Source organism: Asticcacaulis sp. AND118 (assembly GCF_020535245.1).
Lineage (GTDB): Bacteria > Pseudomonadota > Alphaproteobacteria > Caulobacterales > Caulobacteraceae > Asticcacaulis.
This window is the reverse complement of record NZ_CP084910.1, coordinates 2,661,196-2,684,776: the sequence shown is the minus strand read 5'-3', so window position 1 is coordinate 2,684,776 and position 23,581 is coordinate 2,661,196. Positions and strand designations below refer to the sequence as shown.

The following is a 23,581-nucleotide window of genomic DNA, read 5'->3' as shown; positions in this document are numbered from 1 at the left end:
AATCATGAGGCCAACTGTCGCACCGCGGAGAGGACATGCGTATTTGGGTTCGCACCGAAGCCTCGGCCCGCGTCGGGCTGGGCCATTTCATGCGCTGTTATGCCATCGCCGAAGAGGCGCGGACGCAGGGGCACGAGGTGGTGTTCCTGATCAACGACATGGCCGAAGCGGCGACGCAGCGGCTGATCAATCTGGGCATCCGTTGGCGCAGCATGGATACCGCCATCGGCACTCCGGAAGACGTGCAGGCGATGCGCGCCGTGATCCCGCTAGGTGAGGTTATCCTGTGCGACTCCTACGCCATTGGCCCGGACATGTATAATAATCTGTATACGGATTATGTTGTCGTGGCGATGGACGATATGGCGGTGGTGCGCCCCCTGAACGCACATCTGCTGATCAATGCCGCGCCGTCGGCCCACACGCGCCCCTATGACGAGATCGCGCCGCAAGCTGTGAAGTGTCTTGGTCCCGCCTATGCGCAGATCCGGCAGGAGTTCCGCCGTCGCTATCCGGCGCCGCGAGAGCGTCATATCTGCGTTATGTTCGGCGGCTCCGACCCGTTCGGCTTTACGGCCCTGTGCTCGGAAACCCTAGCGGATATGGGCGCGGCTGAGGTACGTCTGATCGCCGGGCCGGCGCATACCCGCGTCGACGAACTGCGCCGGTTGTGCGCCGAGCGGTCGGAATGCAAGCTCTACCTGTCGCCCGACAATGTCGCCGAAGTGCTGGCCGGGGCGTCTCTGGTGGTGACAGCGGCGGGCGGCAGCCTCAATGAGGTCGCGGCCATGCGGCTGTGTGCCCTGGGGCTGGTGGTGGCCGACAATCAGGCGAGCTGGCTGCTGGCCTCTCCATTCCCCATGCTCGATGCGCGCGGCGGCTGGCCCGACCGGTTCGTGGGCACCGTGCGGACCCTGCTCGACAGCATCGATCTGCGCCGGGGCATCGCCCAGCGCGCCCACGAGCAGATCGACGGGCGCGGCTGCGAACGCATCGTTGAGGCGATTCACGAACTGGCCCTGTGAAGGTGCGGTCGATGTGCCTATATTCCGATCAGATTGTGAAAGGACTCCCGCATGGCCCGCTCCGAACTGGGTTTCGACCTGACCCCGCCGACGCCTGAGAAAATCCGCTTGCTCGCCGAAAAGCTCGATCCGGAAGCGCGACGCATCCTGCTCGACCACGGCACGGAACCGCCCTTCTGTGGCAAGTTCGATGAATATGAGGAAGAGGGGCTCTATACCTGCGCCCTGTGCGCCCTGCCGCTGTTCAACTCGCGCGCCAAGTTCCATTCCGGTTCGGGCTGGCCCAGCTTCTATCAGAGCGTCGGCGAAGGCCATATCCGCTATCTGCGCGATGCCTCGCACGGCATGGTGCGCACGGAAATCCGCTGCGGGCGCTGTGATGCGCATCTGGGGCACGTCTTCGAGGACGGCCCGCGACCGACAGGCCTGCGTTACTGCATGAATTCGGTGGCGATGGACTTCGTGCCGGAAGGGCAGGCTCTGCCGGATGTGCTGGAACGCGACGATCCGGTGTCGATTTCCTGATTTTTACTCGCATTTTCGCTTTTAAGCCCGGCCAGATCGCCGGGCTTATTTTTTGGCGAAAACGGGCAAAATTCTTTTATTTCACAATATTATTGACGCAATTAATCCGTTGTCTGATTAATTATCAGCGGTAAAATATCCGTGATTTTATTCAGGGTCCTGAATATTTTCTGTTGCCAAACGGCTGAATTGGCGCATCCTTTGTGGGCAGTCCCACGGGTTACGGTTGCGCCCCTCAACAAGGCATTCGCCCAAGAAAAAGAAGAATGGCCAAAAGCCAAGGAGTGAAAACGTCATGATGAAATTTGTCCTCGGAACCGCCGCTACAGCGGCTTTTCTCACCCTCGCGGTCCCGGCCTTTGCCGAGTGCGACGCGCAGCAGGAGCGGGTGGTGGGCCAGGCGATTGCCGATGCGGTGAAGGCCGATGCCGAAGGTATTTCCGGTCCGGTGCGCAAGGCGGTGGTTGATCTTGATCGCTGCGAAGGCGGCAGCACGCATTTCGACACGCAGTTCAAGGTCAAGGCCGCTCTGGCCGACGGCAAGGTGGTGTGGGTCGAAGGCCATGCGCGCGGCGTGAACGACACGGTCGAGTCGATTCACTATCGCCACGCCAGCACGGAACTGACCGAACTGACGCGCGGCACGGCGCTGGCCAGCCGTTAGTCGTGGCACCTGCACGGTCGTAAATAAGCGGCTCCGGCGACGAAGCTGCCCTCTGCCTGAGTTCATGCGCTGGACCCAGTGAACTAAGAAGAAGCCGCCCCTTTTGCAGAGGCGCCAACTAACGGGTGCAGGGGCCGCGCCTCTGCGTCCTTCTCTTAAGCCACGGCGGCGGCCTTCTTTGCCTGAATAGCCAGAATTTCGTTCGGCATGACCTGAACGAAGGCCTTGAGGCTGTTGTCCCAGTCGTCAAGGATGGCCTCGGCGCGCGGCGACTGCGTCTTTTCAAAGTGCTCGGCAATCAGGGCCTTGAGATCGGCCTGATCGGCGTCCGGCACGTCGCGCAGCGTGATGCCTTCCGGGTTGATGTATTTGGCGAACGCCCCTTCGGTGTCCCAGACATAGGCGACGCCGCCGGTCATGCCCGCGCCGAAATTGGCGCCGGTCGAACCGAGTATGACCACCTTGCCGCCCGTCATATATTCGCAGGCGTGCGCGCCGGCGCCTTCGACCACGGTGACGGCACCGGAGTTACGCACGGCGAAGCGTTCGCCCACGCGGCCCGCCACGAACAGCTTGCCCGAAGTCGCGCCGTAGAGGTTGGTGTTGCCGGCCAGCATCTGATTCGGCTGCCACGCCTTGGGGCGGACGACGATGGTCGCGCCCGACAGGCCCTTGCCGACATAGTCGTTCGATTCACCGACCAGATCGATGAACAGGCCCTTGACCGCGAACGCGCCGAGAGACTGTCCCGCCGACCCGCGCAGTTGCAGGGTCAGGTGAGCGTCGGCCAGACGATCGCCGAAGTTCTTGACCAGCAGGTGCGAGGTGCGCGTACCGACGGCGCGCATGGTGTTGCGCACGTCGTAGGTTAGCGACATCTTCTCACCGCGTTCGACCAGCGGCACGGCGTCTTTGACGATCCGGGCGTCCAGCGTATCGGCCACCGCATTGATCTCGTGCGGCAGGGTGATCGGCGCGGTCGGATCGCTTTCGACGCGCACCAGCAGCGGGTTGAGGTCGAGGTCGTCAAGGTGCGCCCCGCCGCGCGAAACCTGACGCAGCAGGTCGGTGCGGCCCACGGCTTCGTCCAGCGAGCGCAGGCCCAGCGAGGCCAGGATTTCGCGGACCTCTTCGGCGATGAAGCTGAACAGGTTGATGACCTTTTCCGGCGTGCCGGTGAACTTGGCGCGCAGACGCTCGTCCTGCACGCAGACACCGACCGGGCAGGTGTTCGACTGACACTGACGCACGATCAGGCAGCCGATGGCCACCAGCGACGCCGTGCCGATGCCGAACTCTTCGGCCCCCAGCATGGCGGCGATGACGATGTCGCGACCTGTGCGCATGCCACCATCCGAACGCAGACGAATTTGTCCGCGCAGGTTGTTCATGGTCAGAACCTGATGCGCTTCCGACAGGCCCAGCTCGAACGGCAGGCCGGCGAACTTGATCGAGGTGAGCGGCGACGCGCCCGTGCCGCCGACCTGACCGGACACCAGAATGGCGTCGGCCTTGGCCTTGGCCACCCCGGCGGCGACCGTGCCGATGCCGGACTGCGACACCAGCTTCACCGTGACGCGGCAGTTCGGATTGATCTGCTTGATGTCGTAGATGAGTTGAGCCAGGTCTTCGATCGAATAGATGTCGTGGTGCGGCGGGGGCGAGATCAGGCCCACGCCCGGCGTCGAGTGACGCATACGGGCGATGAATTCCGTGACCTTGAAGCCCGGAAGCTGACCGCCTTCGCCGGGCTTGGCACCCTGTGCGACCTTGATTTCCACTTCGCGGCACTGGTTGAGATATTCGGCGGTGACGCCGAAACGGCCCGATGCGATCTGCTTGATGGCCGAGTTCGGGTTGTCGCCGTTCGGACGGCGGACATAGCGTTCCGGATCCTCGCCGCCTTCACCCGACACCGAACGCGCGCCGATGCGGTTCATGGCGATGTTCAGCGTCTCGTGCGCTTCGGGGCTCAGCGCGCCCAGCGACATGCCGGGCGTGACGAAGCGCTTGCGGATTTCGTTGACCGATTCCACTTCCTCGATGTCGATGGGCTTCGACTTCGGGGCCCAGTCGAGCAGGTCGCGCGGGGCGGTCGGCGCGTCCTTCGACATCTTCGACACCAGAGCGGAATAGGTCTTGAAGGTCTTGTAATCGCCGCGCGTCGTGGCGTCCTGCAGCAGGTGGATCAGCTTGGGCTGATAATAATGGGTCTCGCCCGCCGAGCGCATCTTGTAGAAGCCGCCGATGGGGATGAGGGCGCGCTTCGAGGCCCAGGCTTCGGCGTGCAGCGCCTTCAGCTTGGTCTCGATGCCGGCCAGACCGATACCGGAGATGCGCGAGGTCACGCCGGGGAAGAACTCACCGACCAGCGCCCGCGATAGGCCCAAGGCTTCGAACTCATAGCCGCCGCGATAGGAGGAGATGATCGAGATGCCCTTCTTGGCGAGGATCTTCATCAGACCCGCCTCGATGGACTTCTTGTAGTTCATGAAGCACTTGTACGAGGTCAGGGTGCCGTAGCGGCCCTTGTCCAGACGCTCCTGCATCAGCTCCAGCGCCAGATAGGGGTTGATGGCGGTCGCACCGACGCCGACCAGCACCGCGAAGGCGTGGCTGTCCATGGCCTCGGCCGAACGGACGATGATCGAGACGAAGGAGCGCAGGCCTTCCTGCACCAGACGGGCATGGACGCCCGCGGCGGCGAGGATCATCGGCACGCCCATGCGGTCCGCACCCGACTTCTGATCCGTCAGAACGATCATGGCCGCGCCGTTCTTCACGGCGGCGACGGCCTCGTCACGCAGGCTGTCCAGCACAGCGCGCAGGCCCGCGCCGGGGGCGGCGCCCTCTTCCGGCAACGGGAAGGAGCAGTCGAGTTCGGCGACCTGACCGACATTGCTGGTTTCCAGCAGGCGGTCGTACATGCCCGTCGTCATGAACGGCGAGTCCATGACCAGCACATTGGCCTGCGTCGCGTCTTCGGCCAGAATGTTGCCGAGGTTCTTGAAGCGCGTCTTGAGCGACATGCCGGCTTCTTCGCGCAGCGGGTCGATCGGCGGGTTGGTGACCTGCGCGAAGTTCTGACGGAAATAGTGCGACAGCGGACGCCACTTTTCCGACAGCACGGCCAGAGGCGTATCGTCGCCCATCGAGCCGATGGCTTCCTTGCCGTCCTTGACCATGGCGTCGAGCACGGTGTCGAGGTCTTCCAGGGTGTAGCCGGCGGCGATCTGACGGCGGTCCAGTTCCTCGCCGAAATAGGCGCGCGGCTCCGGTCCCGGCTCGATGATCGAGTCCACCTCGACCATGTTTTCCAGCCACTTGGTGAAGTCGTGCTTGCCCGCCAGCGCGTCGAGGATTTCGTCCTCGCTGAACAGCTTGCCGGCCTCAAGGTCGACCGCGATCATGCGGCCCGGCGCGATGGTCATGCGCTGCGCCACGCGGTCTTCGGCGACGCCCGTCATGCCGGCTTCGGAGCCGACGATGAGCAGGCCGTCCTGCGTCTGGGTGACGCGCAACGGTCGCAGGCCGTTGCGGTCCTTGCCAGCGATGACCCAGCGGCCATCGGTGGCGCAGACGGCGGCGGGGCCGTCCCACGGCTCCATCACGGCGTTGCAGTAGGCATAGAGGGCGCGGTGCGATTCCGGCATGGTCACGGCCTGCTTCGACCAAGCTTCCGGGATCAGCAGGGCCTTGGCCATCGGGGCCGAACGCCCGGCGCGCACCAGCAGTTCGAACACGTTGTCGAGCGCGGCGGAGTCCGAACCGCGCGGCTGGATGACCGGCTTCACGTCCTTGTCGTTATCGCCGAAGGTGGCGGCCGCCATGCGGATTTCGTGCGACTTCATCCAGTTGACATTGCCGCGCAGGGTGTTGATTTCCCCGTTGTGCGCCAACATGCGGAAGGGCTGAGCCAGACGCCATTCGGGGAAGGTGTTGGTCGAGAAGCGCTGATGAAACACGGCGACGGAAGAGACGAAGCGCGGGTCCTTCAGGTCGAGATAGAAGTCATCGACCAGTTCGGCGCGGAACATGCCCTTATAGATGAGCGTCTTCGAGGAGAAGGAGCACAGATAACAGTCGAGATTGGCCTCTTCGACGCGCTTTTCGATGCGGCGGCGGCACAGGAACATGGCGCGTTCCAGCGCTTCGCCTTCAAGACCGTCCGGCGCGGACAGCATGATCTGCTCGATTTCCGGGCGCGTGGAGTTGGCGCGCGTGCCCAGTTGCGACACGTCGACCGGGGCCTGACGCCAGCCGTAGAGATAGAAGCCCGAACGCAGGATTTCCGATTCCACGATGGTGCGCGCGGCTTCCTGAGCGCCGAGGTCGTTGCGCGGCAGGAAGACCTGACCGACGAGGACCGGACCCGGCCGCGGCTCATGGCCGATATTGCGCACCTGCTCGCGGAAGAAGTCCTGCGGCACGTTGATCATGATGCCCGCGCCGTCGCCCGACTTGCCGTCGGCATCGACCGCGCCGCGGTGGAACAGGGCCTTCAGCGCCTTGACCGCCAGCTCGACCACGTCGCGACGCGCCGTGCCGTCGATAGAACAGACCACACCGACGCCGCAGGCATCGAATTCGGTGCGCGGATCGTAGGCATTGGCCTCGATCAGGGCGTTACGGTTGCGGTGATAGAGTTCGTAGGGCGAGGGACCGGAAGACTTGATCATTGGGCGGCCTCCAGAGAAGCGGAAACTTGAGACTGAATATAGTGGTGGATGTCGGCGGCGGCGTCCTGACCTTCGCGGACGGCCCACACGACCAGCGATGCGCCGCGCACGATGTCGCCGGCGGCGAAGACGCCCGGCACCCAGGTCTGGAACTCACCGGCCTGCACCTTGATCGTGCCCCACTTGGTGACTTCGAGGCCCGGCTGGTTGAACATGACCGGCACGTTTTCCGGCTCGAAGCCCAGCGCCTCGATGATTAGATCGGCGTGCAGATCGTTTTCGGCGCCGGGGATGTCCTCGATGCCCTGACGACCCTGCGCGTCCGGCGTGGTCAGGCGCATGCGCTGGATGCGCAGGCCCGACACGTGCTCGGCGTCGCCCAGCACGGCCTTGGGGGCCGACAGCCATTCGAACTTCACGCCCTCTTCCTCGGCATTGGACACTTCGCGGTCGGAACCCGGCATGTTGGCGCGGTCGCGACGATAGACGCAGGTGACGGCCTTGGCGCCCTGACGCGTGGCGGTGCGCACGCAGTCCATGGCTGTGTCGCCGCCGCCGATGACCACGACGGTCTTGCCTTCGGCGTTCAGCGTGCCGTTGTCATAGGCTTCGACCGCATCGCCGAAGCCCTTGCGGTTCGAGGCGGTCAGGTAGTCGAGCGCCCCGACCACGCCCTTTGAGCCGCAGCCTGGCACGCTCAGGCGACGCACCTTATAGACGCCGGTGGCGATCAGGATGGCGTCGTGCTTCTGACGCAGTTCCTCGAACGACACGTCATTGCCGATGTCGCAGTTCAGCACGAACTCGACGCCCGAATCCGCCAGACGCTGGGTGCGGCGCAGGACGACGTCCTTTTCCAGCTTGAACGAGGGGATGCCGTAGGTCAGCAGGCCGCCCGGACGGTCGTAGCGGTCGTAGATGGTGACCTTATAGCCCAGCGAACGCAGACGGTCGGCGGCGGCGATGCCCGCCGGGCCCGCGCCGATGATGCCGACGCTTTCGCCGCGCTCGACGGCGGGCACGATCGGCTCGATCCAGCCCTCTTCGAAGGCCATGTCGTTCACATAACGCTCGACCGCGCCGATGGTGACGTTTTCCCAGCCCGATTGCTCCAGCACGCAGGAGCCTTCGCACAGACGGTCCTGCGGGCAGATGCGGCCGCAGATTTCCGGCAGGGTCGAGGTCGCCGAGGACAGGCGGAAAGCCTCCTCAAAGCGCCCTTCGGCGGTCATGCGCAGCCAGTCGGGGATGTTGTTCTGCAACGGGCAACCCGACTGACAGAAGGGCACGCCGCATTGCGCGCAGCGCGACGCCTGGGCATTGGCCTGCTCCGGTTTGAAATCGGCGTAGATTTCGTTGAAATTTGTGACACGGGTCTTTGCCTCGGCCTTCGGCGGCGTTTTCTTGTATTCAACGACGAAGCGGTTCGTCTCATAGGTCATAGGCCAACCCTCACAACTCGGTGCAGAAATCTTCCGTTTTCGGAAGAATGTTTATCGCTTGTTACAACGCGCTAAAACGCCCCTAAAGCGCAAAAGCCCCGTCATGCAAAGCGGAAAATGATATTTCCCGTCATTTCCCGGTAAAATCACAGTCAAAAATTCCGACCGTGAGATTTTTACCGGGTTAGTTTCATTTCATATCACTTCGCCGGTCCCCCCTTCGTTTTAGCACCCCGCTGACGGGGCGTAAACCAAAGGCCGGACAGCGGTCCTGACATGCAAACCCCCCAGTGCCTGCCGAGGCGAACCTTGGCAAATCCTGAGGGGCGTTTCCGTTCCGGTTTCGGGCGCGTGCCGCTTGTGTGCGGGGCTGTCCTGACCGGTTCCGGCTCAGCCCCTTGTCCCTTTTTAGTCGGGCCGGGCTATCCGTGCTGGGTCTCTCCGTGCTGTGTCGAGTCGAGACCCTCGATTTCCTGCTCTTCGTCCACACGCAGGCCTGTGGTGAATTTGCAGATCATCAGAATAATGAAGGTGACCACCGCGCTCCACGCGATAACGGCCACCAGACCCAGTACCTGTTTGAGTACGGTGGCGTCCTTGGCCAGGGCGTTGATGCTCTCATTGGCGAAGACGGCAGTCAGCACCGCACCGACCAGCCCGCCGACGCCGTGCACGCCGAAGGCGTCGAGGCTGTCGTCGTATTTGAAGGCCTTTTTCAGCGCCGTCGCGCCGAAGAAGCAGGCGATGCCGCCCAAAAGCCCGATGGCCAGCGCGCCCTTGGGGTCGACAAAGCCCGCTGCCGGGGTGATGGCCACCAGACCGGCGACCAGACCCGAAATCATGCCGAGCAGCGTCGGCTGCTTGCGCTCGATCCATTCCGGGATGGTCCAACCGATCGCGCCGGTCATGGCGGCGATAATGGTGTTGAGTACGGCGACGCTGGCCAGCGCATCGGCCGTCCAGGCCGAACCGCCGTTGAAGCCCAGCCAGCCGACCAGCAGCAGCGACGCGCCGATCAGGGTGAAGGCCAGATTGTGCGGGGCCATATACTCACGCGGAAAGCCCCGGCGCGGCCCCAGAACGATGGCGCAGACGAGGCCTGCAATACCCGAATTGACGTGGACCACCGCGCCGCCGGCGAAGTCGAGCACGCCCATGCCGCCCAGGAAGCCGCCGCCCCAGACCCAGTGACACACCGGCGCATAGACGAACAGGGTCCACAGCGCCGTGAACAGCAGGAAGGCCGAAAACTTCAGACGCTCGGCGAAGGCCCCGGCGATCAGGGCCGGGGTGATGATGGCGAAGGTCATCTGATAGGCGACCCACAAAAACTCCGGCAGTTGCGGCGCCAGGCCGAACGCCGTGTCCATGGTCACGCCGTTGAGCAGGAAGGCGTCAAACGAACCGATAAAGCGGTTCAGCCCTTCATTGCCGTTCAGGCCGAAGGACAAGGAATAACCGGCGACGATCCACAGCACCGAAACGACGACCGCGGCCGCGACCGACTGCGCCAGCGTCGCCAGCACGTTCTTCTTGCGCACCATGCCGCCGTAGAACAGGGCCAGCCCCGGCAGGGTCATCAGCAGGACGAAGGCCGTGGACACGATGATCCACGACGTATGACCGCTGTCGAGCGCCAGCGCGGCCTGATGCTTGAGAAGCACAGGTGCTGCCGCCGCTGCTGCCATAGATCCCGTCGTCATACTGACTAACCCCTGGACCTTTTGGAGGCCCGCTCTGAAATCCTTTGGAAAACTCGCATCCGCACACCCGCCCAGCCCGAAGGGTTCGGCGTCGCGCGTCACAGTTTTTCCTGCATTTTTGCTCTTTGCGCGAAATTTTACCGAAAAGCGAGCAAATTTTGCGTGTGCGGGCAAAAAAATTCACAAACCGCGTTTCGCTATGTTGCAGGGCACCCGTAGGGGCAATGTCACCCCTCATTACACGCCTATGCCAGTCCGTATTCAGCGGGCTTACCGCCCAGTCGCTCAACGGACTCCGCCAAACGGGAGGCAAGCCCCGCATCACCCAGGGAGCGCATACTCTCACCTATGGCATCGCGCCAGGCAGGCCCCCTGTCCCACGCCTCCATATACACGTCTGCGATAGTCTCGCCCTGCCGAAGCTCGATCAAAGTCTGCATCAGGATGCGCGCCTGCTGACGGTCTTTGCGGCTTTTGGCCGTTCCGTCGTCGTCAATCCGACGGCGCGATCCGACGATCAGTTTGTGAACGGCATAACGTTCCGGGGCGGGAACGAGTATGGGTAAACCTGCCCCGTGCAGAACCACGGCCCTGACCGGTTGATGTATCAGGAAGTCCAGAAACCGCAAAGGCTGTGCGGCTGCCCCACCAAGGGCAGGCATCTGCGCAGGTCGGCCTGAATAGTCATCAGAGCCGGTGTTCGGTGTCAGAAATTCCACCTTGTACCCTGAGCGGGTGGCGAATTGGGTCGAGTAACGATTATCGGCGTGATGCGGCAATTCTCGAAAGGTCGGGTCAATCTGGCGCAGGACGGCGATAACCGGTGGCATCGTATCGCCGACGGCAGCCGATATGGAATGAAACTGCGCGAAATCGGCATCGGCGGTCTGCATGACCGCATTAGGGAGGCGAACGCCTAAAAGCGCAGAATAGCACTGGAAGGCAACGGTCCCGACCATAACGCCACGGAGACGAAAGAAACCGGCCCGCACGAGCGCCCCGATAACGTCGCCGACAAACAGCTCAGGCCGCGGTAGATACGCCTCCCTGATCAGGGTCGAGACGAGCTTGCGCCGCGCGCGGGTATCCGCCTTGATGTCTTTGAAGCGTTCAACCCGCTCGGTAATGTCCGGATCATTTACGGGGCCGACATAGGTGCGCTGCTTGCCACCCTCCGCCTTGGCCAGATCGAAATACCAGTATCGACGCCCTCCACTTTCCATCGATATGAAGCGGCCATCGATCGAAAATTCTTCCGAAAACTGCGCATCGAGGCTGCGCTGGGCGAGCTCGGAATACAGAGTCTGATAGGTATGATCGAGAAGTTTCATGGCATATTACCTTTTTCGCAAAAATGGTAATAACACGCCCCAAAGCGCAAATCTATTACCATTTCCGCGAAAAGGTTATACCTAGAGAGGCCGGCGTAATTAACCGCGCCCCTACCGAGTTTCACAGCCTACTTAAACGCCTTCACCGCCGCGATGATGTCAGCCTGCGTTTCTGCCGTCAGGTACGGGCTGAACGGCAGGCTGATGACCGTTTTCGACTTGGCTTCCGATACGCTCAGATCGCCCGTGCCGGAGGTGAACATCGCATAGCCCGGCTGCTGGTGCAGCGGGATGGGGTAATAGACCGCCGTCGGGATGCCCTTTTCGCGCAAGGCCAGTTGCAGGCCGTCGCGGTTCTCGTGTTCGATCGTGTACTGCGCCCAGGTCGAGACATAGCCGTCTTTCACATAGGGCACGCTGGTGACGAAGCCTTCCAGCGCCTCGTTATAGCGTTTGGCCACCGCCTGACGCATCTCGATCTCTTCGGCGAAGATAGCCAGCTTTTCGATCAGTACGGCCGCCTGAATGGTGTCGAGGCGCGAATTCATCCCTATACGGACGTTCAGATACTTGGCCTCGTGCGTATAGTTCATGGTCGCCGCATCGGTCGGCGTCGCGCCGCCGTGGACGCGGAACGAGATCAGACGCTCCAGCAGGGCATCATCGTTCAAAACCACCGCCCCGCCGTCGCCATAGCCGCCCAGCGGCTTGGCCGGGTAGAAGCTGGTCGAGGTGGCGTCAGCCCATTCCAGCGGCTGCTTGCCATCAATCGTACAGCCGAAACCCTGCGCCGAGTCGGCGATCAGCTTCAGCCCCTGCGCCTGCGTGATTTTCGAAATGGCCGGATAGTCCGCCGCCTGACCGAACAGGTCGACCGCGATGACCGCCGCGGGCTTCAGACGGCCCTCGGCCTTCACGGCGGCGATGGCGGCTTCCAGCCTGGTCGGGTCCATATTGTAGGTTTTCGGGTCGATATCGACGAAGACCGGCTCCGCCCCCGTCATCGGCACCACTTCGGCAGTGGCGACAAAGGTGAAGGCCGGCACGAAGACCGCATCGCCTTTACCTACGCCCAGACCCAGCAGGATCAGTTCGATGGCGTCGGTGCCGTTGGCACAGGACAGGGCGTGCTTCGCCCCGGCGAATTTGGCCAGATTGGCTTCGAAGGTCTTGACCTCCGGCCCCATAATATAGGCGCCGTGATTGAGCACCTTCTTGATCCCGTCCTCGATGGAAGCGCCGATACGTTCGCGCTGAGCGACAAGATCGATAAAGGGAATAGCCATGACACACCTGCACGGAAGCAAATTTTAGGGTGGGTGAGACTTAGCACCCCCAACGCGGCGCGCACCTCAAAAGGCATTACCTATCGTTTCATGTGTTCGTATCCCTGCGGCGCGGAAGTCCGCGAGACATCGCAAAAATTTCATATACCGTATACGTTGAAGTTGTCGGACATTTACCTATTTAAATGGGCGTGCTAAGGCGGCGGCAGATGTGATCCGCGGGCTTCGGATTTCGCTTGAGCCCGTAGTGGCTTTTGCGCATAAGAGCCGCGTGTGAGCGCTAACATTATTCCACCGATGCGGATTCGGCATTTGCGCCAACCTCCGTCCGGTTCTATTTCCGTCGCACGGGCAACCGCCTTATTTCTCAGGGAGAGCTACCTTGACCACCTTCGGTAATCTGATCAACGGCGAATGGGTCGTCACCGGCACCACCTTCAACAACCTCAACCCGTCGGACACCAACGACGTCATTGGCGTCTATTCGACCGCCGGTGAGCCTGAGGTCAAGGCCGCCATCGACGCCGCCCGCGCTGCGTTCGAAACCTGGCAGTACTCCACGCCGCAGCAGCGCTTCGACGTCCTCGACGCCGCCGGCAACGAAATCCTGGCCCGCAAGGCCGAACTGGGCGCGCTCCTGTCGCGCGAAGAAGGCAAGACCCTGCCGGAAGGCATCGGCGAAGTCACCCGCGCCGGTCACATCTTCAAATATTTCGCCGGCGAAGCCCTGCGCGCCCACGGCGAAGTGCTCGACTCGGTCCGTCCGGGCATCAAGGTCGAAATCACCCGCGAGCCCGTCGGCGTCATCGGTCTGATCTGCCCGTGGAACTTCCCCATCGCCATCCCGGCGTGGAAGATGGCCCCGGCCATCGCCTTCGGCAACACAGTGGTGTGCAAGCCCGCCGAACTGACGCCGGGCTGCGCCTGGGCGCTGGCCGACATCCTGACCCGCGCCGGCCTGCCCAAGGGCGTGCTGAACGTCGTCTTCGCCCGCGGTTCGGTCGCCGGGCCGTTGCTGATCGACGGCTGCGACGCCATCACCTTCACCGGCTCGGTCCCGACCGGCACGCGCGTCCGTGACGCCGCCGTGGCCAAGGGCAAGCGCATCCAGTGCGAAATGGGCGGCAAGAACCCCGTCATCGTTCTGGACGACGCCGATCTCAACATCGCCGTCAACTCGGTGCTGAACTCGTCCTTCTTCTCGTCGGGCCACCGCTGCACGGCGTCGTCGCGCATCATCGTCACCGAAGGCATCGCCGACACCTTCGTCGCCGAACTGGCCAAGGCCGCCAAGGCCATCAAGGTCGGCGACAGCCGCGCCGAAGGCGTCCAGATGGGCCCGATCGCGTCGCAGGAACAGCTCAAGATCGCTCAGGATGCGGTCGCCAAGGCCAAGTCCGAAGGCGGCGTCATCGTCGCCGGTGGCGAGGACCTGACGTTTGGCACGCCGGGCTACTATTACGCCCCGACCCTGATCGACAAGACGACCCCGGACATGGCTATCAACAAGGAAGAGGTCTTCGGGCCCGTCGCCTCGGTCATCCGCGTCAAGGATCTGGAAGAAGCCATCAAGGTCGCCAACGACACCGAAATGGGCCTGTCGGCTGGTATCTGCACCTCGTCGCTGAAGTCCGCCGAGACCTTCAAGCGCAAGGCTCAGGCCGGTATGGTCATGGTCAACCTGCCGACCGCCGGCGTCGACTATCACGTGCCGTTCGGCGGGCGTAAGGCGTCGTCCTACGGCTCGCGCGAACAGGGCGCCTATGCGAAGGAATTCTACACGATCGTGAAGACGGCCTATACCTTCGCGGGTTAAGTTTTGAGTTAGATGGGATTAGAGATGTGGGGTCCCAAGATGCGTCTTTGGCCCCACGCCCCGAAACATGAAAAGCGCCCCCGGAAACGAGGGGCGCTTTTTCTTGGGATAAGGTCCAGCTAACGGTGCAGGGGCCGGGCCCCTGCGTCTTACTTCACCTTCCCGATGGCTGCGGTCGTGGACGGGTCGTGCGCTTTGATTGCGCTGCCTGTGATGTCTTCCAGCACGGCATTGGCCAGCGTCTTGCCCAGTTCCACGCCCCACTGATCGAAGCTGTTCAGCCCCATGACGATCCCTTCGGCGAAGGTCTTGTGTTCATAGAGCGCCAGCAGCGCGCCCAGCGTTTCCGGCGTCAGGGCCTCCATCAGCACCAGAGTCGACGGCTTGTTGCCGGGGCAGACCTTTTGCGGGGCGATGATGGCGGTCTTTTCGGCGTCGAAGCCAGCGGCGCGGCATTCGGCCTCGGCGGTTTCGAGGCTCTTGCCGACCATGAAGGCCTCGCCCTGAGCGATGACGTTCGACAGCAGTTTCTGCTGCATGTCGAGCGGCGCTTCGGGGTTGGATTTCACCGCGATCAGCTCCAGCGGCACGATGTCTTCCGACTGGTGCAGCATCTGGAAGAAGGCGTGCTGGGCATTGGTGCCTTCGTCGCCGAAGACGACCGGGCAGGTTTTGGTGGGCAGCAGATTGCCATAGCCGTCGGTGCGTTTGCCGTTCGATTCCATCTCAAGCTGTTGCAGGAAGGCGGCGAGGCGGCGCAGACGGTGCGCATACGGAATAACCGCGCGCGACGGGCGGTCGAGGCCGATGCGGTTGAACACCTGAGCCGCGGCCAGCAGCACCGGCGCGTTCTTTTCGAACGGCGCGGTGAGGAAGTGCTGGTCCATTTCGTAGGCGCCGGCCAGCAAACGTTCGTACACGTCGTAACCGGCGGCGACGATGACCGACAGGGATACCGCCGACCACAAAGAATAACGACCGCCGACCCAGTCCTTGAAGCCGAACACGCGGTCTTCGGGGATGCCGTAGGCCGAGGTCTTGGCCGGCGCGGCGGAGACGGCGGCGAGGTGCTTAGACGCGGCCTCTTCGCCGAGGCCCTTGATCAGCCAGTCGCGCGCGGCGAGGAAGTTGGCCAGGGTTTCCTGCGTGGTAAAGGTCTTGGAAACCGCGATGACCAGGGTTTCGGCCGGGTCGAGATCGGCGGTGTTGATGGCCAGTTCCGAGCCGTCGACATTGGCGACGAAGCGGATGTCGATCTGCGGCTTTAACGGGGCGAGGGCCTGCCAGACCAAACGCGGGCCTAGGTCGGAGCCGCCGATGCCGATATGCAGGATGGTCTTGAACGGTTTGCCGGTTGCGCCAACAATCTCACCGGCGCGGATGCCGTCGGCATAGGCCTTCATGGCGTCGCGGGCGGTCTTGACGTCCGAGGTGATGTCCGCGCCGCGCAGGCGCTGGTTTTCGGCGTCGGAGTCGCGCAGCGCCACGTGCAGGACGGCACGGTTTTCCGAGACGTTGATGGCCTGACCGGTCCACATCTTTTCGCGCGCGGCGGGCAGGTTGGCGGCCTCGAACAGCTTGAGCGCCGCCTGAAAACCGGTGTCCGACCACGATTGTTTCGAGACGTCGATATAGAGGCCGGCCACGGTGAGCGACTGCGCCCCCAGACGGTCGGCCTCATATTCGAAGTGCGACACGATCGGGGTTTTGGCGTCGATGGCGGCCTGGGTCTTGAGGGTGGTGAAGGCTTCGGAAAGGCTCATTTCGGGCTCCGCAGGTCCAGGCCGCGCCGGGCGATCAGGCGCAGGTCCCAGCTAAATTGAGATAATAAATCGAATGAACGCAATAGACGGGCACTTTGTAATTGGCGGCGTTCCCGCATCACCGCGCCCAAGCCGGAAAGGGCTTCCCTCAAGGCGCGCCACACAACGGGGCCGCGCCCCTTCAATACATCCTTCAGCGCGCCTGACAAGCTAAACAAGAGGTGAGGGACGAGCATCAGCAGGAGGACGGGCGTCGGCGTGTTCTTCACGAACATCCATAGCCGGTTGCGATAGCCGTGGAAGAGAGCGAAGTCCGAGCGCGCGCCCAGCGTCGCCGAGCCGATATGATCGACGCGCGCTTGCGGGATCAGCAGGGTGCGTTCGCGCCTCAGCCGGGCGCGGTAGCCGAGGTCGGCGTCCTCGCAATACATGAAGAAGCGCTCGTAAAAGCCGTTCAGACCCTCGAACAGCGAGCGCTTGATGACAAAGGCCGCGCCGCAGGGTGAAAAGACCTCGCTGACCGGAATATGGGCCGGACGGGGCGCGCGATACCCCATGCGGAAGGGGAAGCCGAAGAAGGTCATGCCGTCGCCGGCCCCGTCCAGTACATCCTGATCCTGCGGGTCGAGTTGCAGCGAGGTGAAGATGTGCGTCCCCGGATAATCGTCGATAGCTTTCGTCATCTCACTCAGCCAGTGGCTGTGGACGAAGACATCGGGATTGATAAAGCCCAGCCAGTCGCCCTTCGCATGACGGACTGCGGCGTTGTTGCCGGCGGCGAAACCGAGATTGCCGCCGTTTTCGATCAGCCGCACCTGCGGGAATTTCGCCGCCACGGCCTGCGGTGTGCCGTCGGTCGAGGCGTTGTCGGCCAGCAGGATTTCAAAATCATCCGTGTTCTGATCAATTAGCGCCTCGATGCAGCGTTCGAGATAGGCGCCGCTCTGATAGGACAGGACGATCAGCGAAAACCTAGGCGACATGCCGGCTCCATTCGCTCCACACGTCCGGATCGTTCTCCTGCGGCAGGTGTTCGGCGCGCAAGGCCACGAAGTCTTCGGCGCTCAGGCCGCGCGACAGGGCCCAGACGGCGGAACCGCGCACGACCGGGCTTTCGTGGGAAAGGTTGCGCGTCAGGACGGCGATCTTTTCCGCATCGATAAGGTCATCGAAGCTATTGCCTATGGCGTAGTGCACATTGCGCAGAAAGGTCGCCACGCCGATGCGCTTGATCGGCGACCTGGTGAACAGGGCGCGGAAACGGGCGTCATCCAGTTGCGCCAGTTCGACCAGCGACAGGGCATTGAAGCCCTCACGCGCCTTTAATTTAGCCTCGGACGCCTCCACCGCAAACTTGTTCCACGGACACGCCGCCAGACAGTCGTCGCAGCCATAGATGCGGTTGCCCATGGCCGTGCGGAAGCGCTCTGGCCAGTGGCCGCGATATTCGATGGTCAGGTAGGACAGGCATTCGCGCGCGTCGAGCTGATACGGGCCGATGAAGGCGTCGGTCGGACAGGCGTCGAGGCAGGCGCGGCACGATCCGCAATGGTCGCTTTCGGTGCGGCTTTCGGGCAGTTCCATATCCGTCAGGATGCTCCCCAGAAACAGCCAGGAACCGAACTCACGCGAGACGAGGTTGGTGTGCTTGCCCTGCCAGCCGAGCCCCGCCAGTTGCGCCAGCGGCTTTTCCATCAGCGGGGCGGTGTCGACAAAGACCTTAAGTTCGCAGCCATAGGCGGCGACGATGTCGGTGGCCAGTTGTTTGAGCTTCTTCTTGATGACGTCGTGATAGTCGTCGCCGCGCGCATAGACGCTGATATTGGCCAGATCGCGCTCGCTGAGGCCCAGCAGGGGGTCGCTGTCCGGGCCGTAGTTGAAGCCGAGCACGATGGCGCTTTTCGCGCCGCTCCACATGTTCTGCGGGTGCAGGCGGCGCTCCAGCGTCTCCTCCATCCACGTCATGGCGCCGTGATAGCCACCGGCGACGAAGGTCTTGAGGCGCTGAGCCGCGTCCCAGGTCTGGGGCAGGTTGGTGAAGCCGACGGTGGAGAAGCCGAGTGCGAGGGCCTTCTGCGTGATGTCGGTTTTCAAGTCCCTCTCCCTTGAGGGAGAGGGTGGCTCGTTGAGGGCCGGGTGAGGGGGAGGGGGAAGTGTCGAACTCATTTCCAGCCCATGTCCTCGGACGGCCCCCCCTCACCCCAGCCCTCTCCCTCCGAAAGTAAAGAATTGGGGGAGAGGGGGCTTTTGGGTTGGGACGTCATCAAAAATCCAGTTCCCGGTAATGCGCGGACGGCGCGACGCCGGGCAGGGTATCGGCCAGCAGCGGCCGGAAGGCCGGGCGCGACTTGATGACCATGTACCAGGTCTTGAGATGCTTGTACTTGTCCCAGTTCATTTCATCGACATAGTCGATCACACTGAGGTGCGAGGCCAGGGCGAAATCGGCATAGGACATATGCCGCCCGGACAGCCAGTTGCGCGCCTCAAGCAGGCTTTCGAAATAGAGCAGGTGGTCGCGCAGGGCCTCGCGTCCGGCGCGCAGGCTCGACAGGTTGGGCGCCCCCATCCCCATCAGGCGCTTTTCCATCTTTTCGTGCAGCAGCAGCGCGTTGACCTCATAGTCGAACTTGCGCTCGAACCAGCCGACCAGACGCCGCGCCTCGCCGCGCTCCTGCGGATCGGTCGGCCATAACCGCACGTCGGGGGCGGTTTCGTCGAGGTGTTCGAGGATTGCCCGGTTCTCGCACAGGGTGACGTTGCGGCCGTGGTCATAGGCTTCGACCAGCACGGGCAGGAGGCCGGAGACGTTCATCCGCAGGAATTCGTCCGTCGGCTCCCAGTATTTGACCGGGGCCTCTTCGAAGGCCAGCTTCTTTTCGCTTAGGCCCAGCCGGACCAGCCGCGAATGCGGGTCGAAAGCGAAATGGTAAAGGGTGCGCAGAGGTGGGTTCATGTCAGATCTGATGCACCCGGTCGTGCGCTTCGGCGAACACGCCGCCATGCGGCTCCGACGCGCCGTCCGGGTCGGGATGGATCAGGATGTCGGCATTGGGAAACGCCGACAATATGCGTTTCTCAGCGCTTACGATTATTTCATGGGCCCTGACAAGGGTCAGACCGGCAGGCAGGGCCATGTGCATCTGTATGAGGATGTGCGGGCCCGAAATACGTGTGCGTAACCGGTGGACATTGAGCACTTCCGGGTCGTCGGAAGCGAGGGCGACAATGCGCGCCTGATCCTCATCCGACAGGGCGCGGTCCATCAGGCTGTCGGCGGCGTCCTTCAATACGTGCAGCGCGCCCCACAGCAGCCACAGGGCGATGACGCCCCCGGCGATGGCGTCGATATGCGGCACGCCCATAGCGCCCGCACCGACGCCGATCAGGGCGATGCCGTTACCGGCGATGTCGGTCAGGTAGTGGGCGCGGTCGGCCGAGACGGCCACGGACTGCGACGCTTTCAGCGCGGCGTTCTGCGCCAGAATGAGCAGGCCGGTCAGGATCAGCGACACGATCATCACCGCCACTGAAATCACGCCGCCGGTCACCGGTTCCGGCGCACGCAGATGGTCCCAGGCGTCGCGCAGGATCAGCGCCGCCGAGGCGAAGACCAGCGCCGCCTGAAACAGGGCGGAAAAGGCTTCGGCCTTGCCGTGGCCGAAAGGATGTTCCTTGTCCGGCGGGGTACGGGCGAAGCGCACGGCGAAGAAGGTGATCAGTGAGGCCAGCAGGTCGAGCCCGGAATCGGTCAGCGAGGCCAGCACCGCCACCGAACCGGAGGAGGCCAGGGCCAGCGATTTCAGGCCGATCAGGGTCAGGGCGACGAAGACCGACAGGGCCGAAACGCGCAGGATCATTTCCTGCGGACTGAGGCCACGGAAGCTGAACGGATTGGAAAGGCGCGTAAACGGCAGGGGCATTTGGGATCGCGAGCGGGAAAACGGCGTAGATATACGCCTGAATCCACCTCGCTACAAAAACTTTAAGCCCTTATTAAACAGGGTTGGATTTTAACCAAGTCTGTGTTTTAGTCCGCGGCAATCAATCTTGATTGTCAGCCCCGAATGTGAGGGTTTGCCCATGTCGCGTCAGTGGATCAGCCGCGCCGAAGCCTTACAGCGACTGGATGTCAAGCCGCAGACCCTCTACGCCTATGTCAGCCGGCAGCGCATCGCCGCGCGCACCGATCCGGTTAACCCGCGACGCTCGCTCTACGCCCTCGACGATATCGACCGCCTGACCCAGCGCGGGCCGCGCCCCGCCGAGGACGCGCCGGTCGTTTTGCCGGCCCTGAGCGGTAAATCCGCCGTGCGGGGCGAGGCGACGATCGATTCCGATATCTTCATCGCCATCGACAACCGCCCCTTCTATCGCACCCACGACAGTCTGGCGCTCAGCGAGACCGAGAATTTCGAGACGGTAGCGGCCCTGCTGTGGAAGGACGAGGCCGCCAACCCCTTCGGGCCGCTTAAACCACGCCCGGACGTCAACTTCACCGGCGGGCCGCGCGCCCGCGTGTGGGGGATGCTGTCGCGGCGTCTGGACGAAGACGCCCTGTCGGAGCTGTCGGCCGACCGCAATCTGCGGCTTGAGGCGGCGGGCATTGTCAACGAACTGATCGACGCGGTGACCAATGGCGGGCCGCGCCTCTATCTCCATCAGCGTCTGGCCCGGGCGTGGAAGGTCAATGACGGGCGCGACGTCGACCTTATCCGCCGCGCGCTGGTGCTGGCCGCCGATAACGGGCTCGATGCCGCGACTCTGGCCGCGCGCGCCGCCGCCGTGTCGCAGGGGCCGCTGGCCGCGCCGGTGATGGCCGGTTTCGCCACCCTGACCGGCCCGGCCATGGGCGGGCGGGTGTCGCGCGCCGAAGCCTACGTCACTCAGGTGCGCCGTCAGGGCAATCCGCGGCTCGTCGCCGAAACCTTCCTGCGTCAGGGCGTCGAACTGCCTGGCTTCGAGGCCCAGCAGTCGCCCTGCGACGCCCTGCGCGCCGAGGCCCTGATGACCGCCGCCCCGCATATCGGCGAAGACCTCAAGACCATCCGCGCCGTAGGCGAAGACCTGACCGGGCGGCCGCTGGGCTTCACGCTGGCGCTGGCTCTGATCGGCCGTCACCTCGACCTGCCCAAGGATGCGCCCTTTACGCTGATGGGGCTGGGGCGGTCGGCGGGCTGGCTGGCCCACGCCATCGAACAGACCGAAACCGGGGCCGCGCCCAATGTGCGGCTGCGCTATATCGGGCCGCATCCTTTAGGGTAATCGTCTTGACGCAGGACGGCGCGCGGCGCATTGTGCAGCGCATATAAATTCTCACATCTTTTTTTCCGGACCCATTTTTATGGACTATTTGATCGCCTTGTTTCTGGGCTTCGTCGAAGGCCTGACCGAATATATTCCTGTGTCTTCGACCGGCCACCTGCTGCTTCTGTCGCATTTTCTCGGCTTCGATTCCCCCAGCAACACCTTCGCCGTGCTGATCCAGTTGGGCGCGGTGCTGGCCTTGCTCAGCCTCTATTTCAACAAGCTGTGGAACGTGGTGGTGACCCTGCCGTCTTCGCCGGAATCGCGCGGGTTTGCCTATTCTATCCTGATCGCCTTCTTCCCGGCGGTGGTCATCGGCGTGCTGGCCCACGACTTCATCAAGACCGTGCTGTTCGAAAGCCCGCGCATCATCTGCATCAGCCTGATCGTCGGCGGTATCATCCTGTGGCTGGTCGACAAATACGCGCCGACGCCGACCCAGGGCGACGCCATGAAGCTCGATATCAAGACCTCGCTGGCTATCGGCCTGTTTCAGTGTCTGGCCATGATCCCCGGCATGTCGCGTTCGGGCTCGACCCTGATCGGCGCCATGCTGTTCAAGGTCGAAAAGAAGGCGGCGGCGGAGTTTTCGTTCTTCCTCGCCATGCCGACCATGATGGCGGCCTTCAGCTATGACGTTTACAAGACCTACGACCAGATGGATTTCAACGATATGGGGCTGGTCGCGGTGGGCTTTATCGCGGCCTTCGTCACGGCGCTTTTGGTGGTCAAGGCGGTGCTGAACTTCGTGGCCAGGAACGGTTACGGCGTCTTTGCCCTCTGGCGCATCGCGGTGGGCGGCATCGGCCTGATCCTGCTGTCGCTGGGGTTTTAAAAAACATCCTCCCCTGCCAAGCGGGGGAGGGGGACCACGAAGTGGTGGAGGGGGCAAACCAACGCAATGCCCCTCCGTCTTTTGTCGCTGCGCTCCAAAATCCACCTCCCCCGTACGCTTCGCTACAGGGGAGGATGATACGAAAAAGCCCTCCGGCGGACCGGAGGGCTTTTTCGTATCCAATGGTCGTCAGGCTCAGCCGGTGACTTCGGCGAACTGACCGTTTTTGCGGAAGCGCCACAGATAGGTCGGGACCACCGATTCCACGGCGGTCGGGACGATGCCCAGTTCGCGGAAGCCCGGCAGCTTGCCCGACGCCACATTGTCCTTTTGCAGCAGCAGCACCTGATCCGAGGTCAGCAGCGGCTTGATCAGGAACGCACTGATGTCGCCGACAAGGCCGATCAGGCTGGCGACGCCGAAAGGCATCCACACCAGCGGACGCGGGCTTTGGATCTCCGCGCCCACATATTTGATCAGATCGTTGAAGGTGAAGGTTTCCGGCCCGCCCAGTTCGAAGGTCTGACCCGCATAGGCCGGATTGGCCAGGGTGGTCGCCACGGCGGCGGCCACGTCGCTGACGTATACCGGCTGGAACTTCGTCTTGCCGCCGCCGATCGACGGCATGAGCGGGAACATCTTGATCTGCTGCGCCAGACCGGTGAAGAACCCGTCCTGCGGGCCGAAGACGACCGACGGGCGGATAACCACTGCCGACGGGATGGCGGCGCGCACGACCTCTTCGGCCTTGCCCTTGGTCGAGGCGTATTTGGAGGACGATTTCGCGTCGGCCCCCAGCGCCGACATCTGCACGAAGTCGCTGATGCCCAGCTTGGCGGCGGCATCGGCAATAGCCTTGGACGCGCCACGGTGCAGGGCGTCGAACGACGCGCCCGGCGATTGATAGAGGATGCCGACCAGATTGACCACGGCCGACGCGCCGTGCAGGGCCGCCTGAATATCGGCCTCCTTGCGCACGTCGCAGCGCACGACCTGAATCTGCCCCACGGTCCCCAGCGGCTTGAGATCGTAGGCGTAGGTCGGCTTGCGCACCGCGACCCGCACGCGCCAGCCCTTTTGAGCCAGGGCGCGCACCACGTGCTTGCCGACAAAGCCCGAACCGCCGAACACGGTGACCAGTCTGGAGGACAGATTAGACATGATGGAAACCTCGGATGCGCGGACGCCTTTGACGCGACGCCCTT

The 23,581-nt window shown here is 63.1% G+C and carries 17 protein-coding genes; 6 read left to right on the top strand and 11 right to left on the bottom strand.

What is annotated here, in order from left to right:
• Positions 1 to 35 precede the first annotated feature (35 nt).
• The 3 genes from pseG (at position 36) to LH365_RS12800 (ending at position 2,214) form a co-directional block, all read left to right on the top strand.
• A complete protein-coding gene (gene pseG / locus LH365_RS12810; protein ID WP_226744022.1) occupies positions 36 to 1,025 on the top strand; it encodes a UDP-2,4-diacetamido-2,4,6-trideoxy-beta-L-altropyranose hydrolase in 990 nt (329 codons plus the stop codon).
• Between the two features lie 51 nt (positions 1,026 to 1,076).
• Positions 1,077 to 1,550: a peptide-methionine (R)-S-oxide reductase MsrB gene (msrB, locus tag LH365_RS12805; protein WP_226744021.1), complete on the top strand. Its 474-nt coding sequence runs from the start codon at positions 1,077 to 1,079 to the stop codon at positions 1,548 to 1,550.
• A gap of 295 nt (positions 1,551 to 1,845) precedes the next feature.
• Positions 1,846 to 2,214 (top strand): hypothetical protein, encoded by a 369-nt coding sequence (locus tag LH365_RS12800; protein WP_226744020.1) that lies wholly within the window; start codon positions 1,846 to 1,848, stop codon positions 2,212 to 2,214.
• Between the two features lie 155 nt (positions 2,215 to 2,369).
• On the opposite strand, the gene gltB is transcribed toward LH365_RS12800, so the two are convergent.
• The 5 genes from gltB to LH365_RS12775 all read right to left on the bottom strand — a co-directional run bounded on the left by gltB (position 2,370) and on the right by LH365_RS12775 (position 12,655).
• Positions 2,370 to 6,893, bottom strand: coding sequence for a glutamate synthase large subunit (gene gltB, locus LH365_RS12795; RefSeq protein ID WP_226744019.1), 4,524 nt, complete (start codon positions 6,891 to 6,893; stop codon positions 2,370 to 2,372).
• On the bottom strand, positions 6,890 to 8,335 hold the full coding sequence (locus tag LH365_RS12790) for an NAD(P)-dependent oxidoreductase (RefSeq protein ID WP_226744018.1): 1,446 nt from the start codon (positions 8,333 to 8,335) through the stop codon (positions 6,890 to 6,892). The genes gltB and LH365_RS12790 overlap by 4 nt, the downstream gene beginning before the upstream one ends.
• Positions 8,336 to 8,757: 422 nt before the next feature.
• Positions 8,758 to 10,038: an ammonium transporter gene (locus tag LH365_RS12785; RefSeq protein ID WP_226744017.1), complete on the bottom strand. Its 1,281-nt coding sequence runs from the start codon at positions 10,036 to 10,038 to the stop codon at positions 8,758 to 8,760.
• A 245-nt stretch (positions 10,039 to 10,283) separates the two neighbouring features.
• Positions 10,284 to 11,369, bottom strand: a complete 1,086-nt coding sequence (locus tag LH365_RS12780; RefSeq protein WP_226744016.1) for a GSU2403 family nucleotidyltransferase fold protein — start codon at positions 11,367 to 11,369, stop codon at positions 10,284 to 10,286.
• A gap of 128 nt (positions 11,370 to 11,497) precedes the next feature.
• The gene (locus tag LH365_RS12775; RefSeq protein WP_226744015.1) at positions 11,498 to 12,655 is read right to left on the bottom strand and encodes a DegT/DnrJ/EryC1/StrS aminotransferase family protein; all 1,158 of its coding nucleotides are present in this window, start codon (positions 12,653 to 12,655) and stop codon (positions 11,498 to 11,500) included.
• A 382-nt stretch (positions 12,656 to 13,037) separates the two neighbouring features.
• Here LH365_RS12775 and LH365_RS12770 point away from each other — a divergent pair, with 382 nt between their 5' ends.
• A complete protein-coding gene (locus LH365_RS12770) occupies positions 13,038 to 14,471 on the top strand; it encodes an aldehyde dehydrogenase family protein (RefSeq protein WP_226744014.1) in 1,434 nt (477 codons plus the stop codon).
• A gap of 149 nt (positions 14,472 to 14,620) precedes the next feature.
• On the opposite strand, the gene pgi is transcribed toward LH365_RS12770, so the two are convergent.
• The 5 genes from pgi to LH365_RS12745 all read right to left on the bottom strand — a co-directional run bounded on the left by pgi (position 14,621) and on the right by LH365_RS12745 (position 20,157).
• Positions 14,621 to 16,234 (bottom strand): glucose-6-phosphate isomerase, encoded by a 1,614-nt coding sequence (gene pgi / locus LH365_RS12765; protein WP_226744013.1) that lies wholly within the window; start codon positions 16,232 to 16,234, stop codon positions 14,621 to 14,623.
• On the bottom strand, positions 16,231 to 17,217 hold the full coding sequence (locus LH365_RS12760; RefSeq protein WP_226744012.1) for a glycosyltransferase family 2 protein: 987 nt from the start codon (positions 17,215 to 17,217) through the stop codon (positions 16,231 to 16,233). Before LH365_RS12760 ends, pgi begins: the two co-directional genes overlap by 4 nt.
• On the bottom strand, positions 17,207 to 18,328 hold the full coding sequence (queG, locus tag LH365_RS12755) for a tRNA epoxyqueuosine(34) reductase QueG (RefSeq protein ID WP_226744011.1): 1,122 nt from the start codon (positions 18,326 to 18,328) through the stop codon (positions 17,207 to 17,209). Before queG ends, LH365_RS12760 begins: the two co-directional genes overlap by 11 nt.
• 169 nt (positions 18,329 to 18,497) lie before the next feature.
• Positions 18,498 to 19,190, bottom strand: a complete 693-nt coding sequence (locus LH365_RS12750) for a glutathione S-transferase family protein (protein WP_226744010.1) — start codon at positions 19,188 to 19,190, stop codon at positions 18,498 to 18,500.
• 1 nt (position 19,191) lies between these two features.
• Positions 19,192 to 20,157, bottom strand: coding sequence for a cation diffusion facilitator family transporter (locus LH365_RS12745; protein WP_226744009.1), 966 nt, complete (start codon positions 20,155 to 20,157; stop codon positions 19,192 to 19,194).
• Positions 20,158 to 20,317: 160 nt separating this feature from the next.
• On the opposite strand from LH365_RS12745, the gene LH365_RS12740 reads away from it, so the two are divergent.
• Together LH365_RS12740 and LH365_RS12735 are read left to right on the top strand one after the other, a co-directional pair.
• On the top strand, positions 20,318 to 21,499 hold the full coding sequence (locus LH365_RS12740; protein WP_226744008.1) for a citrate/2-methylcitrate synthase: 1,182 nt from the start codon (positions 20,318 to 20,320) through the stop codon (positions 21,497 to 21,499).
• Between the two features lie 79 nt (positions 21,500 to 21,578).
• The gene (locus LH365_RS12735) at positions 21,579 to 22,376 is read left to right on the top strand and encodes an undecaprenyl-diphosphate phosphatase (RefSeq protein ID WP_226744007.1); all 798 of its coding nucleotides are present in this window, start codon (positions 21,579 to 21,581) and stop codon (positions 22,374 to 22,376) included.
• A 195-nt stretch (positions 22,377 to 22,571) separates the two neighbouring features.
• On the opposite strand, the gene LH365_RS12730 is transcribed toward LH365_RS12735, so the two are convergent.
• Positions 22,572 to 23,537, bottom strand: coding sequence for a complex I NDUFA9 subunit family protein (locus LH365_RS12730; protein WP_226744006.1), 966 nt, complete (start codon positions 23,535 to 23,537; stop codon positions 22,572 to 22,574).
• Positions 23,538 to 23,581 lie beyond the last annotated feature (44 nt).